General features: G+C 75.2%; 14 protein-coding genes. 11 read left to right on the top strand and 3 right to left on the bottom strand.

Annotation, left to right across the window (positions count from 1 at the left end; translation table 11 throughout):
- Nucleotides 1-30 precede the first annotated feature (30 nt).
- Complete coding sequence (locus tag ACI8AA_RS08950; protein WP_457044121.1) at nt 31-645, bottom strand: hypothetical protein; 615 nt, start codon at nt 643-645, stop codon at nt 31-33.
- Between the two features lie 67 nt (nt 646-712).
- Here ACI8AA_RS08950 and ACI8AA_RS08945 point away from each other — a divergent pair, with 67 nt between their 5' ends.
- Together ACI8AA_RS08945 and ACI8AA_RS08940 are read left to right on the top strand one after the other, a co-directional pair.
- Complete coding sequence (locus ACI8AA_RS08945; RefSeq protein ID WP_457044120.1) at nt 713-2,002, top strand: adenylosuccinate synthase; 1,290 nt, start codon at nt 713-715, stop codon at nt 2,000-2,002.
- A 367-nt stretch (nt 2,003-2,369) separates the two neighbouring features.
- Complete coding sequence (locus ACI8AA_RS08940) at nt 2,370-3,401, top strand: hypothetical protein (protein ID WP_457044119.1); 1,032 nt, start codon at nt 2,370-2,372, stop codon at nt 3,399-3,401.
- Between the two features lie 29 nt (nt 3,402-3,430).
- Here ACI8AA_RS08940 and ACI8AA_RS08935 read toward each other — a convergent pair whose 3' ends face one another.
- On the bottom strand, nt 3,431-4,441 hold the full coding sequence (locus tag ACI8AA_RS08935; RefSeq protein WP_457044118.1) for a glycerophosphodiester phosphodiesterase family protein: 1,011 nt from the start codon (nt 4,439-4,441) through the stop codon (nt 3,431-3,433).
- Between the two features lie 237 nt (nt 4,442-4,678).
- On the opposite strand from ACI8AA_RS08935, the gene rsgA reads away from it, so the two are divergent.
- The 4 genes from rsgA to ACI8AA_RS08915 all read left to right on the top strand — a co-directional run bounded on the left by rsgA (nt 4,679) and on the right by ACI8AA_RS08915 (nt 8,457).
- Nucleotides 4,679-5,635, top strand: coding sequence for a ribosome small subunit-dependent GTPase A (gene rsgA, locus ACI8AA_RS08930; RefSeq protein ID WP_457044117.1), 957 nt, complete (start codon nt 4,679-4,681; stop codon nt 5,633-5,635).
- 76 nt (nt 5,636-5,711) lie between these two features.
- Nucleotides 5,712-6,971: a phosphoribosylamine--glycine ligase gene (purD, locus tag ACI8AA_RS08925; RefSeq protein ID WP_457044116.1), complete on the top strand. Its 1,260-nt coding sequence runs from the start codon at nt 5,712-5,714 to the stop codon at nt 6,969-6,971.
- Complete coding sequence (locus ACI8AA_RS08920) at nt 6,968-7,363, top strand: DMP19 family protein (RefSeq protein WP_457044115.1); 396 nt, start codon at nt 6,968-6,970, stop codon at nt 7,361-7,363. The genes purD and ACI8AA_RS08920 overlap by 4 nt, the downstream gene beginning before the upstream one ends.
- A gap of 107 nt (nt 7,364-7,470) precedes the next feature.
- On the top strand, nt 7,471-8,457 hold the full coding sequence (locus tag ACI8AA_RS08915) for an IS481 family transposase (protein ID WP_457044114.1): 987 nt from the start codon (nt 7,471-7,473) through the stop codon (nt 8,455-8,457).
- On the opposite strand, the gene ACI8AA_RS08910 is transcribed toward ACI8AA_RS08915, so the two are convergent.
- Entirely contained in the window at nt 8,454-9,884 is a 1,431-nt protein-coding gene (locus ACI8AA_RS08910) for an AI-2E family transporter (protein ID WP_457044113.1), read from the bottom strand. The two genes, ACI8AA_RS08915 and ACI8AA_RS08910, sit on opposite strands and share 4 nt — an antisense overlap.
- A gap of 103 nt (nt 9,885-9,987) precedes the next feature.
- Here ACI8AA_RS08910 and purB point away from each other — a divergent pair, with 103 nt between their 5' ends.
- The 5 genes from purB (at nt 9,988) to purS (ending at nt 14,337) form a co-directional block, all read left to right on the top strand.
- A complete protein-coding gene (gene purB / locus ACI8AA_RS08905) occupies nt 9,988-11,295 on the top strand; it encodes an adenylosuccinate lyase (protein WP_457044112.1) in 1,308 nt (435 codons plus the stop codon).
- On the top strand, nt 11,292-12,158 hold the full coding sequence (locus tag ACI8AA_RS08900; protein WP_457044111.1) for a phosphoribosylaminoimidazolesuccinocarboxamide synthase: 867 nt from the start codon (nt 11,292-11,294) through the stop codon (nt 12,156-12,158). Before purB ends, ACI8AA_RS08900 begins: the two co-directional genes overlap by 4 nt.
- A complete protein-coding gene (locus ACI8AA_RS08895; RefSeq protein ID WP_457044110.1) occupies nt 12,158-12,916 on the top strand; it encodes an alpha/beta fold hydrolase in 759 nt (252 codons plus the stop codon). Before ACI8AA_RS08900 ends, ACI8AA_RS08895 begins: the two co-directional genes overlap by 1 nt.
- A 136-nt stretch (nt 12,917-13,052) precedes the next feature.
- On the top strand, nt 13,053-13,925 hold the full coding sequence (locus ACI8AA_RS08890; protein ID WP_457044109.1) for a DUF559 domain-containing protein: 873 nt from the start codon (nt 13,053-13,055) through the stop codon (nt 13,923-13,925).
- A 172-nt stretch (nt 13,926-14,097) separates the two neighbouring features.
- Entirely contained in the window at nt 14,098-14,337 is a 240-nt protein-coding gene (purS, locus tag ACI8AA_RS08885) for a phosphoribosylformylglycinamidine synthase subunit PurS (protein WP_387992145.1), read from the top strand.
- Nucleotides 14,338-14,340 lie beyond the last annotated feature (3 nt).

Genomic DNA, 14,340 nt, shown 5'->3' with positions numbered 1-14,340 from the left:
AGTGTCCACGACGGCGGCACGGGGGCGCGGCTACGGGCGCAGCCGCCAGCGCACCCGGTCGTCGGCGTACCAGGTCCAGCGGGAGACCGGCCGGGGGTAGGGGACGCCGTCGCGGGTCACCTGGGCCGGGTCGCTGGCCAGCTGCAGCGCGCGGCCGGAGCTGCGCCGCGGCGGGCGCATCAGCTGCGGGGAGACGACCACGCGGATGGTGTCGACGGCGGTCCAGTCCGGCCGCACGTCGATCCGCGCGACCATCCCGTCGGCCACCCGGGCGTCGTCGTGGTGGGCCTGCACGCCCAGCCGCGCCGCCAGCGGCAGGCGGCCCCTCTCGGCGGCCTCGTAGCGGCCGTGCTGCAGCAGCACCCCGCCGTGGTCGTCGCGGACCAGCGACAGCTCGCGCTCGCCGCCGCTGCCGATGCCGAGGTCCCGGGCCAGCCCCCGGGAGGCGCTGTCGTCGGCGGGGTCCCAGGAGACCGGGACCGCCGCCGTCCGGCCGGCGGCGTGCAGCGCGGCCAGCACGCCCGCGAGCGCCGGCACGGGCCCGCGCACCAGCAGGGAGTCCGCGTCCGGGGCCTCGGCGAGGACGGCCCGCTCGGGCGCCCGTCCGGGCGCGAGACCGCGCAGGTCGAACTCGACGGGGGACATGCCGATACCCTGCCACCTGCCAGCCGGTCGACCGCCGGTGACGAGTCCCAGGGGAGACGACAGCGAGATGCCGGCAGTCGTGCTGATCGGCGCCCAGTGGGGCGACGAGGGCAAGGGCAAGGCCACCGACCTGCTCGGGGGGCGCGTCCCGTACGTGGTGCGCTACCAGGGCGGCAACAACGCGGGGCACACCGTCATCACGCCGGACGGTGAGCGCTACGCCCTGCACCTGATCCCGTCGGGGATCCTCACGCCCGGGTGCACGCCGGTCATCGGCAACGGCGTCGTCGTCGACCCGCAGGTGCTCATCGGGGAGCTGGCGGGGCTGGAGGAGCGCCGCGTCGACACCTCGCGGCTGGTCATCTCGGCCGACGCGCACTTGATCATGCCGCACCACCGGGCCCTCGACAAGGTCACCGAGCGGTTCCTGGGCAAGCGCAAGATCGGCACCACCGGGCGCGGCATCGGCCCCGCCTACGGCGACAAGGTGGCCCGCACCGGCATCCGGGTGGCCGACCTGCTCGACCTGTCGATCCTGCGCCAGAAGCTCGAGGGCACGCTGGTCGAGAAGAACCAGGTGCTGGTCAAGGTCTACAACCGCAAGGCCATCGACGTCGACGAGGTGGTCGAGGAGTACGCCGGCTACGCCGCGCAGCTCAAGGACCGCATCGCCGACACCCGGCTGATGCTCGCGAACGCGCTCGACGCCGGCGAGTGGGTGCTGCTGGAGGGCTCGCAGGGCACCCTGCTCGACGTCGACCACGGCACCTATCCGTTCGTGACGTCGTCGAACCCGACGGCGGGCGGCGCGGCCACCGGCAGCGGCATCGGCCCCACCCGCATCTCCCGGGTGGTCGGCATCCTCAAGGCGTACACGACCCGCGTGGGCTCCGGTCCGTTCCCCACCGAGCTGTTCGACGCCAACGGCGAGTACCTGCGCAAGCAGGGCGGCGAGGTCGGCGTGACCACCGGCCGCGACCGGCGCTGCGGCTGGTTCGACGCCGTCGTCGCGCGCTACGCCAGCCGGGTCAACGGGATCACCGACTACTTCCTCACCAAGCTCGACGTGCTCTCCGGGCTGGAGACGGTGCCGATCTGCGTCGCCTACGACGTCGACGGCGTCCGGCACGAGGAGATGCCGATGACCCAGACCGGCTTCCACCACGCCAAGCCGGTCTACGAGGAGATGCCGGGCTGGTTCGAGGACATCCGGCACTGCCGGTCCTTCGACGAGCTGCCGGCCAACGCGCAGGCCTACGTCCGCCGGCTCGAGGAGCTCTCCGGCGCGCGGATCAGCGTCATCGGCGTCGGCCCCGGCCGCGACGAGAACGTCGTCGTCCACGACCTCATCGGCTGAGCGCCCCCGGCAGGGCTCGGCCCCTGCTGCGGGCAGCGGTGGGCCGAGGGCGCCCGGTGAGCAGCCGTGACGGGCTGGTGACGCCCGCTCCGGACGATCCCCTCGTCGTCTGCGCTGCAGCAGCACGCCGTGCGAGGGGGCACCGATGTCACCGCATGGAGGTCCGCGCGGGGGGACGTCCCGATCCATGGTGGCCGGCATGCTCGCGGCGGTGCTCGGCACCATCGGCCGCACGCTCTCCGGCACGGCGCGAGCGAACGGAGTGCCGCCCCGACGGTCGCGGCCGGCCTCGCGCCCAGGGGCGAGCCCCGGTGCAACGCGAAGCAACCTGCACGGGGCGGGTCTGGCCAAGAGAGTGACGATCATCGTGGATCGACAGGACCGCTTCCACGCGGACTTCTGGACGGGGATCCTCGCCGATCTGAACGCCAAGGGCCGCCTGCGCACGGTGCCGACCATCGTGCCTCTCGCCGATTGGCTCGACGAGCCGCTCAAGCCCCGTAAGCGAGTGCTCCTAAAGTTGATAGAGGAGGACACGGACGTCCTCATCCTCAACTGGGACGTGGTGAACGGGGACCCGGACTTCGGCGGGGATGCCGCCCTCCGGTGGTTCGAGCACCGCCAGTTCGCCCTGCGGCGATGGGTGAACGACGGGGGTGTCCTGATCATCGAGTCCCAGGCGGCCCAGGGCGTGCCGGCCGACCGCTACTACGCGGCGATCCTCGGGGAGGGGGAGCTCCGGGTCTCCGGGCGGGAGGACCCGCGGCGACCCGAGGCGGAGGGCGCCCGGATGGTCGGCCGGTGCAGGATGACCCGGATTGCGAGGGGGGCCCCGGAGTTCCTGTCCCTGCACGAGATCGACCCGCGCGACGACCTCGACTTCGACGACCTCTTCCCACCGAAGGCGGCCGGCCGCCTCGTCCCCCGGTACCTGCACAACGTCAACACGGGCAACCTGCTCTACCGCGGGTGGTTCCGGCGGAGGATCCGCCACGGGTCCCTGGCGTGGGTGCCCTACGTCCGCAGGGACGAGCGCTGGCCGCTCGACTTCCCGACGATGCTCGTGGCGAAGTCGGAGAAGGGAGCCGTCTTCGCGAGCACCATGCTGCTGTCGGCGACCCGGCAGACCCGGCTGATCCAGTCCATGCTCCTCACCCACGGGGACGTGGAGAACCTGCCGGAGCCCGGTGTCCTGCGCCGGGCCGCGAACCGGTACGTGGCCAAGGCCGCTGCTGGTCTGCTCACGGCCCTGCTGCTCCTGGTGTTCACGTCGGCCGATCCCGTGCGCAGGGCCCTGTTCGCGGCGGGCATCGGCCTGGCGGTGACGGTCGTCCTCGACCTGCTGCCGGCGGCCTGGCGTGCCGCGTTCCGACTCGTCCGCAGGTTCACCGGCGCCTGAGCAGGCCGGGGTCCGTCACGGACCGGGTCTCAGGCAGCCCGTGCGCCGGAGGACGTCGCGGCCCTCGGCTCAGCCCGCGGCGCCGCGAACAGCTCGGCGCGGGCGGCGACGACGACGTCGGGGTTGTCGGTGATGATCCCGTCGACGCCGAGGGCGAGCAGCAGCCGCGCGGCGCCGAGCGCGTCGCCGGCGGCGGCCGGGTCCTCGCTGCTGCGCAGGTGCAGCGGGAGGAACTCGTTCTCCGCGGCCAGCGTCCACGGCACCACCGTGAGGCCGGCGGCGTGCGCGCGGGGCAGCAGGTCGGACACGCCGGTCATCCGCTGCTCGGCGTCGCGCAGCAGGACGTCGTCGACGCACGGCGCGATGCCCTGCGCGTAGGTGGACACCGCGTGCAGCCCGGCGTTGGTGAGCAGGTGGTCGTCACCCGCCTCGGTGTCGACCAGTTGGAACATGGTCGGGCCGTCGTCGCCGAGGTCGGCGCGCAGCCGGCGCAGGGCGGCGGCGTCGAAGGACTGCAGGACGACGGTGCCGTCCGGGGAGGCCGCGTCCAGCCGCCGCAGCTCGGCGGCGACCAGCTCGGCCATCGGCTGGCCGCGCTCGGCCGACCAGCTGGGCTTCTTCAGCTCCGCGAGGACGCGCACCTGCCGCAGCGGCGTGGACCGGCGGCGGGCGATCTCGACGACCTCCTCCAGGGTGAGCACCCCGAACTGGCCGTCGTAGGCGGTGTTGAGCGGGCGCAGGTCCGGGCGCCGCTCGACGGCGCGCAGGGTGCGCAGCTCGGCGAGGGTGAAGTCCTCGGCGAACCAGCCGGTGCGCCGCTTGCGGCCCACCCGGCGGCTGGCGCGGCGATCGGCGAACTCCGGCCGGGTGGCGACGTCGGTGGTGCGCGACAGCTCGTTCTCGTGCCGCGCGATCAGCGCGCCGTCCTTCGTGACGACGATGTCGGGCTCGATGAGGTCGGCGCCCATGTCGATGGCCAGCTCGTAGCTGGCGGCCGTGTGCTCCGGTCGGTAGGCGCAGGCACCGCGGTGCCCCACCACGAGAGGACGGGAGGACCGGGCCACGGCGGGAGTCGCAAGCGACTCGATCGCGTGCATGCCGTCCAGAACACCCGACCGAGGTGTCGGGAGGGCGAACGCGGACTGGCGAGTCTCTGAGAATTGGGAGGACACCGCGCTGACCTGCGCGGGACCATCCGCCCCGTGACACATCTCTCAGGGATCGGCTGGTCCCGAGCGCGTCTGGAGCAACTACCCCCGGGGACCGAGCCCGGACGGGTGGCGCGGGTCGACCGCGGCCGGCTGACGGTGCTCACCGCCGACGGCGAGCGGCGGGTGCACCCGGCCGCCGCGCTGCACGACCCCGACGGGGTCGCGGCGCCCGCGGTCGGCGACTGGGTGGCGCTGCGCGGGGAGCTCGCCGTCGCGCTGCTGCCCCGCACCTCGGCGTTCACCCGCACGGTCGCGGGGCGCACCTCCGCCGCGCAGGTCGTGGCCGCGAACCTGGACCTGGTCCTCGTCGTCGACGCGCTCGCCGGCCCCACCCGGGCCCGCCGCGTCGAGCGCTACCTCGCCGTCGCGTGGGGGAGCGGGGCGACGCCGGTCGTCGTCCTCACCAAGGCCGACCTGTGCGACGACGTGGCCGCCGCCGTCGCGGCGGTGACCGAGGACGCCGTCGGCGCGGACGTGCTGGCCGTCAGCGCGCACACCGGCGCGGGCCTGGACGCGCTGAGGGCGCTGCTCGCCCCCGGCGTGACGGCGGCGATGGTGGGGCCGTCCGGCGTCGGGAAGTCCTCGCTGGCCAACGCGCTGGCCGGCCGGGAGGTGGCACCCACCCGGGAGGTCCGGGAGGCCGACGGCCGCGGCCGGCACACCACCACCTCCCGCGAGCTGCACGTCCTGCCCGGCGGCGGCCTGCTCGTCGACACCCCCGGCATGCGCGAGCTCGGCCTCTACGACGACGAGGGCGTGGACACCGCCTACGCCGACGTCGCCGACCTGGCCGCGCACTGCCGGTTCCGCGACTGCGAGCACCGCACCGAGCCCGGGTGCGCCGTCGCCGCGGCCATCGACGAGGGCCGGCTCGACCCGGCCCGCCTGCTGGGCTGGCGCAAGCTGCAGGCCGAGGCGCGCCGCCAGCTGCTGCGGGCCGACGCCCGCGCCCGCGCCGCCGAGCACCAGCGGGTCAAGGCGCTGCACCGGGCGTACCGCTCGCAGCCGAACCGGGTGCGGTAGCAGGCCCCGTCCAGGGCACCGCCCCGAGCGTGCGAGGGGTGGGGGGCGGGGTCCTCCATGGGTAGGGTCGCGGTCCGTGCGCGTGCTCGTGATCGGCTCCGGTGCCCGGGAGCACGCCCTGTGCGTCGCTCTGCAGTCCGACCCCGCGGTGACTGCGCTGGCCTGCGCGCCGGGCAACGCCGGCACCGCCCGCCTCGCCGAGCAGGCCGCGGTCGACGTCGCCGACCCGGTGGCGGTGGCCGCGCTGGCCACCGGCTGGGCCGCCGACCTGGTGGTCGTCGGCCCCGAGGTGCCGCTGGTCGCCGGCGCCGCCGACGCCGTGCGCGACGCCGGCACCGCCTGCTTCGGCCCGTCGGAGCAGGCCGCGCAGATCGAGGGCAGCAAGTCCTTCGCCAAGCACGTGATGGCCGCCGCCGGGGTGCCGACCGCCCGCTCGTGGCCGGTCGGCGGGCCCGCCGAGCTGGAGACCGCGCTCGACGAGGCCGGCGCGCCGTACGTGGTGAAGGACGACGGGCTGGCCGCCGGCAAGGGCGTCGTCGTCACGACCGACCGGGACGCCGCCGTCGCCCACGGGCACCGGGTGCTCGACGCCGGGGGAGCGGTGCTGGTCGAGGAGTACCTCGACGGCCCCGAGGTGTCGCTGTTCGCCGTCACCGACGGGACGACGGTGCTGCCGCTGCTGCCCGCGCAGGACCACAAGCGCCGCGACGACGGTGACGCGGGCCCGAACACCGGCGGGATGGGCGCCTACGCGCCGCTGCCGTGGGCGCCGCCCGGGCTGGTCGACGAGGTGCTGGCCACCGTGCTGCAGCCGACCGTGGACGAGATGCGCCGCCGCGGCGAGCCGTTCAGCGGGCTGCTCTACGCGGGCCTGGCGCTGACCTCCCGCGGCGTGCGCGTGGTCGAGTTCAACGCCCGCTTCGGGGACCCCGAGACCCAGGTCGTGCTGCCGCTGCTGGAGACGCCGCTGGCCGGGCTGCTGTACGCCGCGGCCACCGGCACCCTCGCCGACCACCCGCCGCTGCGCTGGCGGCCCGGGGCGGCCGTCACGGTCGTCGTCGCCGCGGCCGGCTACCCCGAGGCGCCGCGCACGGGCGACCCGGTCACCGGCGCCGACGGCGAGGGCGTGCTGCACGCCGGCACCGCCGTGGACGCCGAGGGGACCGTCCGCTCGGCCGGCGGGCGGGTGCTCGCGGTGACCGCGACCGGCGCCGACCTCGCCGCCGCGCGGCAGGCCGCCTACGAGCGGGTGGTCGCCGTCCGGCTGGCCGGTGCGCACTGGCGCACCGACATCGCGCTGGCCGCCGTCGAGGGCCGGATCGCGCTCCCGGGATGACCGACCCGGCCGACGCGGTCTGGAACCGCGCCTGTGACCCGGACGGGCCGTTCACGCACCCCGGCGACGCCGCCCTGGCCGCGGTGCTCCTCTGCCACGGGATGGCCGTGAACGGCGGGCTGCTGCACGCGGTCCAGGGTCTGGAGGCCGAGCAGCTCGAGCGCGCGGTGGCGGGCTTCCGGCTGTTCGGGCTGGAGGAGGCCGCGGACGCCGTGGAGGACGTCGCCCGGCAGGCCGCCGCGCTGCGGGAGGACGACCTCGACGCCGCCGAGCGGCTCGAGGTCGAGGCGGACCACCGCTACGCCGCCGCGCTGCCCGGGTGGGACGACACCGTCGAGCGGGCCTTCCGGGAGCACCTCCGGCGCTTCCCCGGGGCCTACGCGCCCCTCTAGCTGTAGTGCCCACGGACGTTGTTGACGTGCCGTTGAGGGCTTGATCCGCAGGAAGACCTCCGGCGGAGTGGGGATGTCTGACGTCGCCCGCTCAACCGGAGGTCTTCGTGGTCCACGCTATGCCGCGGCTGTCGCCGTGGTCTCGTCTGGAGCTGGTCAGGCGGGTGCTGGCCGGCCGCCCGGCCGCACATGTGGCCGCGGAGATGGGCGTCTTCCGCACCACGGCCTACAAGTGGCTGGCCCGCTATCGCGCCGAGGGCGTCGCCGGGCTGCTGGATCGTTCCTCCCGCCCGCACTCCGCGCCGGGTCGCACGGCGCGGGAGGTGGAGGCGGCGGTGCTGGCGCTGCGCCGGGACCGCCGGCTGGGGCCGGTCCGGATCGCGGCGATCCTGGGGCTGGCCGCCTCCACGGTGCACCGCATCCTGGTCCGCCACCGGATGCCGCGGCTGGCCTGGCTGGATCGGCCCAGCGGGGAGCCGGTGCGCCGCTATGAGCGGTCCCGTCCGGGCGAGCTGGTGCACGTGGATGTGAAGAAGCTCGGCGCCATCCGGCCCGGCGGCGGCTGGCGCGCGCACGGGCGGGGCTCGGCGCAGAACAGCTTCAGCCGCGCCGAGGTCGGCGCCGGACGCCGGATCGGCTACGACTACGTGCACTGCGCCGTCGATGACCACACCCGGCTGGCCTACGCCGAGATCCACACCGACGAGCGCGCCGCCACCTGCGCCGGCTTCTTGCGCCGCGCCGCGGCCTTCTTCGCCGCGCACGGCATCACCGGGATCGAGCGGGTGATGACCGACAACGCCTTCGCCTACCGGCACAGCCACGCCTGGCGCCAGGCGTTGGCCGACCTGGGCGCCGAGGGCCGCCGGATCCGGCCCTACCGGCCGCAGACCAACGGCAAGGCCGAACGGTTCAACCGCATCCTGCTCGAGGAATGGGCCTACGCGCGCCCGTTCGACTTCAGCTCAGACCGCGCCGCGGCCTTGCCCGGCTGGCTGCACATCTACAACCATCACCGCACCCACACCGCCCTCGGCGGCCTGCCGCCGATCAGCCGCGTGACCGTCAACAACCTCATGGGACAGAACAACTAGCCGCGGACCCCCACCGCCGGGCGGGCCCGCTCCGGGCGCGGCTCGGGCGGCCGCGGGCCGTCGTGCCGCCGGGACAGGTAGGTGCCGGCGACGTTCGCGCAGGCCACCACCGGCACCGCGATCAGCGCGCCGAAGATCCCGGCGACCAGCAGGCCCGCGGCGATCGCCAGGACGACCGCCAGCGGGTGCACGTGCACCGCCTTGCCCAGCAGCAGCGGCTGCAGGACGTGGCCCTCGAGCTGCATGACCAGCACGACGATCGCGAGCGCGATCAGCGCCTTGATCGGCCCGACGGCGACCAGCGCGACCAGCACCGCGACCGAGCCGGCCAGGAACGACCCGATGATCGGGATGAACGCGCCGAGGAACACCAGCGCCGCGAGCGGGATGACCAGCGGCACACCGAGGACGGCCAGGCCGATGCCGATGCCGACGGCGTCGACCAGGGCCACGACGACCGTGGCCCGGACGTAGGAGATGAGCGTGCGCCACGACCGGCGGGCGGCCTCGTCGAGGTAGGCGCGCGAGTCGCGGGGGAACAGGCCGACCAGCCACAGCCAGATGGACCGGCCGTCCTTGAGGAAGAAGAACAGCGTGAACAGCGCCAGGACGATGCCGGTGAACACCTCGCCGACCGTGGCGGCCGTGGTCAGCGCCCCGGTGGCCAGCGTCTCCTGGTTGGACACGATGGCGTCCTGGGCGGTGGTCACGGCGTCGTCGATCTGCCGCTGGGTGACCGGGAAGGTCTCGACGACGAAGTCGCGGATCTGGTCCAGGCCCTGGCTGACCTGGTCGGCGAGGTCGGAGAAGCCGGCGCTGAACCGCTCGACGACCAGCGTGATGATCCCGGCGACGACGGTCAGCCCGACCAGCAGCATCGCCATCGCGGCCAGCGACCGCGGCCACCCGCGCCGGATCAGCGAGGCCGCGCCCGGCTGCAGCAGCGCCGCGAGCAGCAGTGCCACCATCACCGGGACGATCACCACCGCGACGTAGGCCGCCGCGTAGAGCAGCACGTACAGCCCCGCGAGGACGGCGATCAGCCGCCACGACCAGGCCGCCGCCGTGCGCAGCGCGCCCGGCACCGCGGCGTCGCCCTGCGGGGCCTCGCGGGCCGGGCCGAGCAGCCGGCGGCCGCGCTCGGCGGCGCGGTGCGGGCGCCCGCCGTCCGGGGGGCCGCTCACCCCGCCCGGGGCCAGCGGCCCGTCGAGGTCGGGGGCGCCGGGCTCGGGGCTGCCGAGGGGCGGCTCGCCGTCGGCGAGCGGGTCGGCGGGGCCGGAGGCGGGCTCCTCGTCGTGCACCTCGTCGTCGTGCACGAGGATCGCCCGGTCACCGTCGCGCTCGGGCCACGCATGCGGGTCCCGCTCACCCGCCGCCCGGATGCGCTCGCGCGCGCGGGCGACCAGGGAGCCGGCCTGTCGCAGCATGGGGGTCCTTCCGCGGTCGGTGGGGGCCGTTCTCGATCACGCTAGCGCTGCGGGAGGATGCTCCCGTGTTCCGACGACTCGACCGGCTGCCGGGGGTACCCGCGTGATCGACCGCTACACGCTCCCCGAGATGGGCCGGGTCTGGAGCGACGAGCACAAGTACGAGCTGTGGTGCCGGGTGGAGACGCTGGTGCTGGAGGCGCACGCGGCCGCCGGGCGGGTCCCGGCCGACGTCGTGGAGCCGGTGCGCAACGCCCCGCCGCCGACCGCCGCCCGCGTCGCGGAGATCGAGGAGACGACGCAGCACGACGTCATCGCCTTCCTCACCGCGTGGGCCGACAACACCGAGCCCCGCTCGGCGGCGGCCTACGTGCACCACGGCATGACGTCGTCGGACCTGCTCGACACCGCGCTCGCCGTGCAGCTCACCGAGGCCACCGACGTGCTGCTGGCCAAGGCCGACCGGCTGGTCGCCGCGCTGCGCCACCACGGCCTGGCGCACCGGGAGACCCTCCGGGTCGGGCGGACGCACGGCGTGCACGCCGAGCCGGTGGTGTGGGGGCACCGGGTGGCCGACCTCGCGTTCGCCACGGCCCGTTCCCGCGACCGGCTGCGCGCGGCGCGCGAGCGGGTCGGCGTCGTCGCCATCTCCGGCGCCGTCGGCACGTACTCGCTGATCGACCCGTCGGTGGAGGGCACCGTCGCCGAGGCGCTCGGGCTGCGGCCGGCCGACGCCTCCACCCAGGTGGTCATCCGCGACTCGATCAGCGAGTGGGTCGCCGCGCTGGCGGTGATCGCGACCGTCTGCGAGACCATCGCGCTCGAGGTGCGGCACGGGCAGCGCACCGAGGTGCGGGAGCTGTCGGAGGCCTTCGGCTCCGGCCAGAAGGGCTCCAGCGCGATGCCGCACAAGAAGAACCCGATCCGCTCGGAGCGCATCGCCGGGCTCGCGCGGGTGGTGCGCGCCGCCGTCGTCCCGGTGATGGAGGGCATCCCGCTGTGGCACGAGCGGGACATCTCGCACTCCTCCACCGAGCGGGTGTTCCTCCCCGACGCCGCGATCACCACCGACTACCTGCTGCACCTCACCACGCGACTGGTGGAGGACCTGGCCGTCGACGTCGACCGGATGCGGGCCAACCTCGACCTCACCGGCGGGCTGATCTACACCTCCGCGGTGCTGCTGGAGCTGGTCGAGTCCGGGCTCTCGCGCGAGGACGCCTACGCGCTGGTGCAGGGCGCGGCGATGGAGACGTGGAACTCCGGGACGCCGTTCCGGTCGACGCTGCGGTCCCGCGCGGACTCCTCCGGCGTGGAGCTCGACGAGGCGCGGCTGGACGAGATCTGCCGCCCCGAGGGCTACGTGCGCAACCTCGGCCCGCTGTTCGACCGGCTGGCCGCGCTGTCGTGACCGTCGACCTACCCCTCGTCGCGCGCGGCAAGGTCCGCGAGGTCTACGACGCCGGGCCCGGCCGGCTGCTGCTCGTGGCGTCGGACCGGATCTCGGCCTACGACCACGTGCTGCCGACGCCGATCCCGGACAAGGGGCGGGTGCTCACCCAGCTGTCGGTGTGGTGGTTCGAGCAGCTGACGCCCGTGCTCGACGCCTTCGGGGCGTCGCACCACCTGCTGTCGGCCACCGACGTGCCGGCCCGCGTCGCCGGGCGGGCGGTGCTCGTGCGGCGGCTGGACATGCTGCCGGTGGAGTGCGTGGCCCGCGGCTACCTGTCCGGCTCGGGGACGAAGGAGTACGAGCGCACCGGCGCGATCGTCGACGTCGCGCTGCCCCCGGGGCTGGTCGAGGGCTCCCGGCTGCCGGAGCCGGTGTTCACGCCGTCGACGAAGGCCGAGGTGGGGGAGCACGACGAGGCGATCGCCTTCGCGCGCGTGGTGTCCCTGGTCGGGGCCGCGCGGGCGGAGGAGCTGCGGGAGCTGACGCTGGCGCTGTACCGGCGGGGCGCGGAGGTCGCCGCGGAGGCGGGCATCCTGCTGGCCGACACGAAGTTCGAGTTCGGGCTGGCTCCCTCCGGCGAGGGTCTCGTCCTGGGCGACGAGGTGCTCACCCCGGACTCGTCGCGCTTCTGGCCGGCGTCGTCGTGGGCGCCGGGCGCGCCGCAGCCCTCGTTCGACAAGCAGTACGTCCGCGACTGGCTGACCGCCTCGGGCTGGGACCGCGTCTCCCCGCCGCCGGAGCTCCCCGACGACGTCGTCGCGGCCACCCGCGACCGCTACGTCGCCGCCTACGAGCAGCTGACCGGCGCCTCCTTCGGCTGATGCGGACGCGCTCGGGCATCGGGTACCGCTCCGGCGGGTCCGGCGGGGACCTGCTCCTGCTGCTGCACGGGCTGGGCGCGACCGGCGCGGTGTGGGACCGGCTGCTGCCGCTGGTCGAGCGCGACTGGCCCGGGTCCTGGGCGGTCCCCGACCTGCGCGGGCACGGCCGCTCCGTGGCCGAGCCGCCCTACGGGTACGCGGCGCACGCGGCGGACGTGGCCGCGGTGGCGGTGGCCTGCGGCGCGGCGCGGGTGACCGTGCTCGGGCACTCCTTCGGCGGCGTCGTCGGCGCGGTGCTGGCCGGGGGCTGGTACGGCGTCGACGTCGTCCGGGTCGTCGCGGTCGGCGTCAAGATCGACTGGACGCCCGAGGAGGAGGCCGGCGCCCAGCGGATGGCCGCCCGCTCGCCGCAGGTGTTCCCGACCGCCGCCGAGGCCGCCGCGCGGCACCTGCGGCTGGCCGGGCTGACCGGGCTCGTGGACCCGTCCTCCGAGGTGGCGCTCGCCGGGGTCCGCGAGGTCGACGGCGGGTTCGCCCCGGCGCTGGACCCGCGCGCGTTCGGCGCCGTCGGCCCGCCGGTCGAGGAGGTCCTGGCGCGCGCGGCGGCGCCGCTGCGGCTGGCCGCGGGCTCCGCCGACCCGATGGTCGGTCTCGACGCGATGCGGCGGGTGGACCCCGGCGCGGTGCTGCTCGACGGCGCCGGCCACAACGCCCACTGGGAGACCCCCGAGGCCGTCTGGCGCCTGCTCGCCCCCTGACCCGGCCTGCCCTCTCCCTCGCCGAGATCACGTGATCTCGCCGCTCCGGGGGCCCGTGCGTGCCGAGATCCCGCGATCTCGACGGGGCTGTGGACGGCGTCAGCGGACAGCTGCGGTCCCGCGGCAAGGTGCCGCGGTGCCCAGTCGACGCCGTCAGCGCATCACCGGACCCACGACCCGAGCCGCTGCGCACGCGGCCGGACTCGGCGACCGGCACCTGCGCCACCCGGCCGTGCTGCGGCTGTCACGCGACACCTACCTGCCGCGTGCCTTGGTGGACGACGTCGGCGCGCGGGTCGCCGCGGTGCTGATGACCGCGCCGCCCGGTGCCGTCGTCAGCCACCGGACCGCTGCGGACCTGTGGGGTCTCCGCCTCCCACTGCAGGACCTCGCCGACCGGCGCGTCGACCTGACCGTCCCGGGAGCCACCCGCGCGGAGAGCCGCCGTGACAGGCGGGTGCACCGGCTGCCCTTGGCAGGCGACGAGGTGACGCACCGGTGGGGGCAACCGGTCACCACCCCGTCGCGCACGTGGCGCGATCTGGCCGGGGTGCTCGAACCGCCGGCCCTGCTGGCGGCGACCGACCAGCTCCTGGGCGGCCTGTGCTCGACCGCCGACCTCCAGCGTCAGCTCGCCCGCCGGCCGACGGGCCGGGGCGCGGCCCGAGCCCGGAGGGTGGTGCCCGTCGCCGACGCCCGGTCCGAGTCACCGATGGAGTCGGTGCTGCGCTGGCTGTTGCACCAGGCCAGGACACCCGCTCCGGTGGTCCAGTACGAGATCCGTGACGCGGCCGGGTTCGTGGCGCGCGTCGACCTCGCGTGGCCTGATCACGGTGTCGTCGTCGAGTTCGACGGCGACGGGCACCGCGACCGCGACGTGTTCGTCAACGACCTCCGACGCCAGAACCGCCTGGTCGCCGCCGGCTGGACGGTCCTCCGGTTCACCTCCGCCGACGTCCTCGGCCGGCCCGACGAGGTCATCGCTGCCATCCGCGCGGCGCTGCGCTGACGAGATCACGTGATCTCGACCGTCATCCGGCCCACGACCCGGCGAGATCACGTGATCTCGCCGGGCAGAGGCCCCCACGGTGGCGAGATCGCGTGATCTCGACTAGGGGGGAGAGCGCCGATCTCGCGGGGACGGGACGGGTGCGTGCGCGCGCCCGGTACGCTCGGGAGCCGTGCCGCAGGTGGTCGTCGACGTCGTCCTCAAGCCGGAGATCTCCGACCCGCAGGGGCAGGCGGTGCTCGGCGCACTCGGCCGCCTCGGCCACACGCAGGTCACCGGGGTCCGTCAGGGCAAGCACTTCGTCCTCGACGTCGAGGGCACCCCGGACGAGGCGGAGCTGAAGCAGATCGCCGAGACGCTGCTGGCCAACCCCGTCATCGAGGACGTCGAGCTGCACCTGCCGGGGGCCTGAGCC

This window comes from Geodermatophilus sp. SYSU D01180 (genome assembly GCF_054050415.1).
The sequence above is the reverse complement of the archived record's forward strand: the minus strand, read 5'-3'. Positions and strand labels throughout refer to the sequence as shown.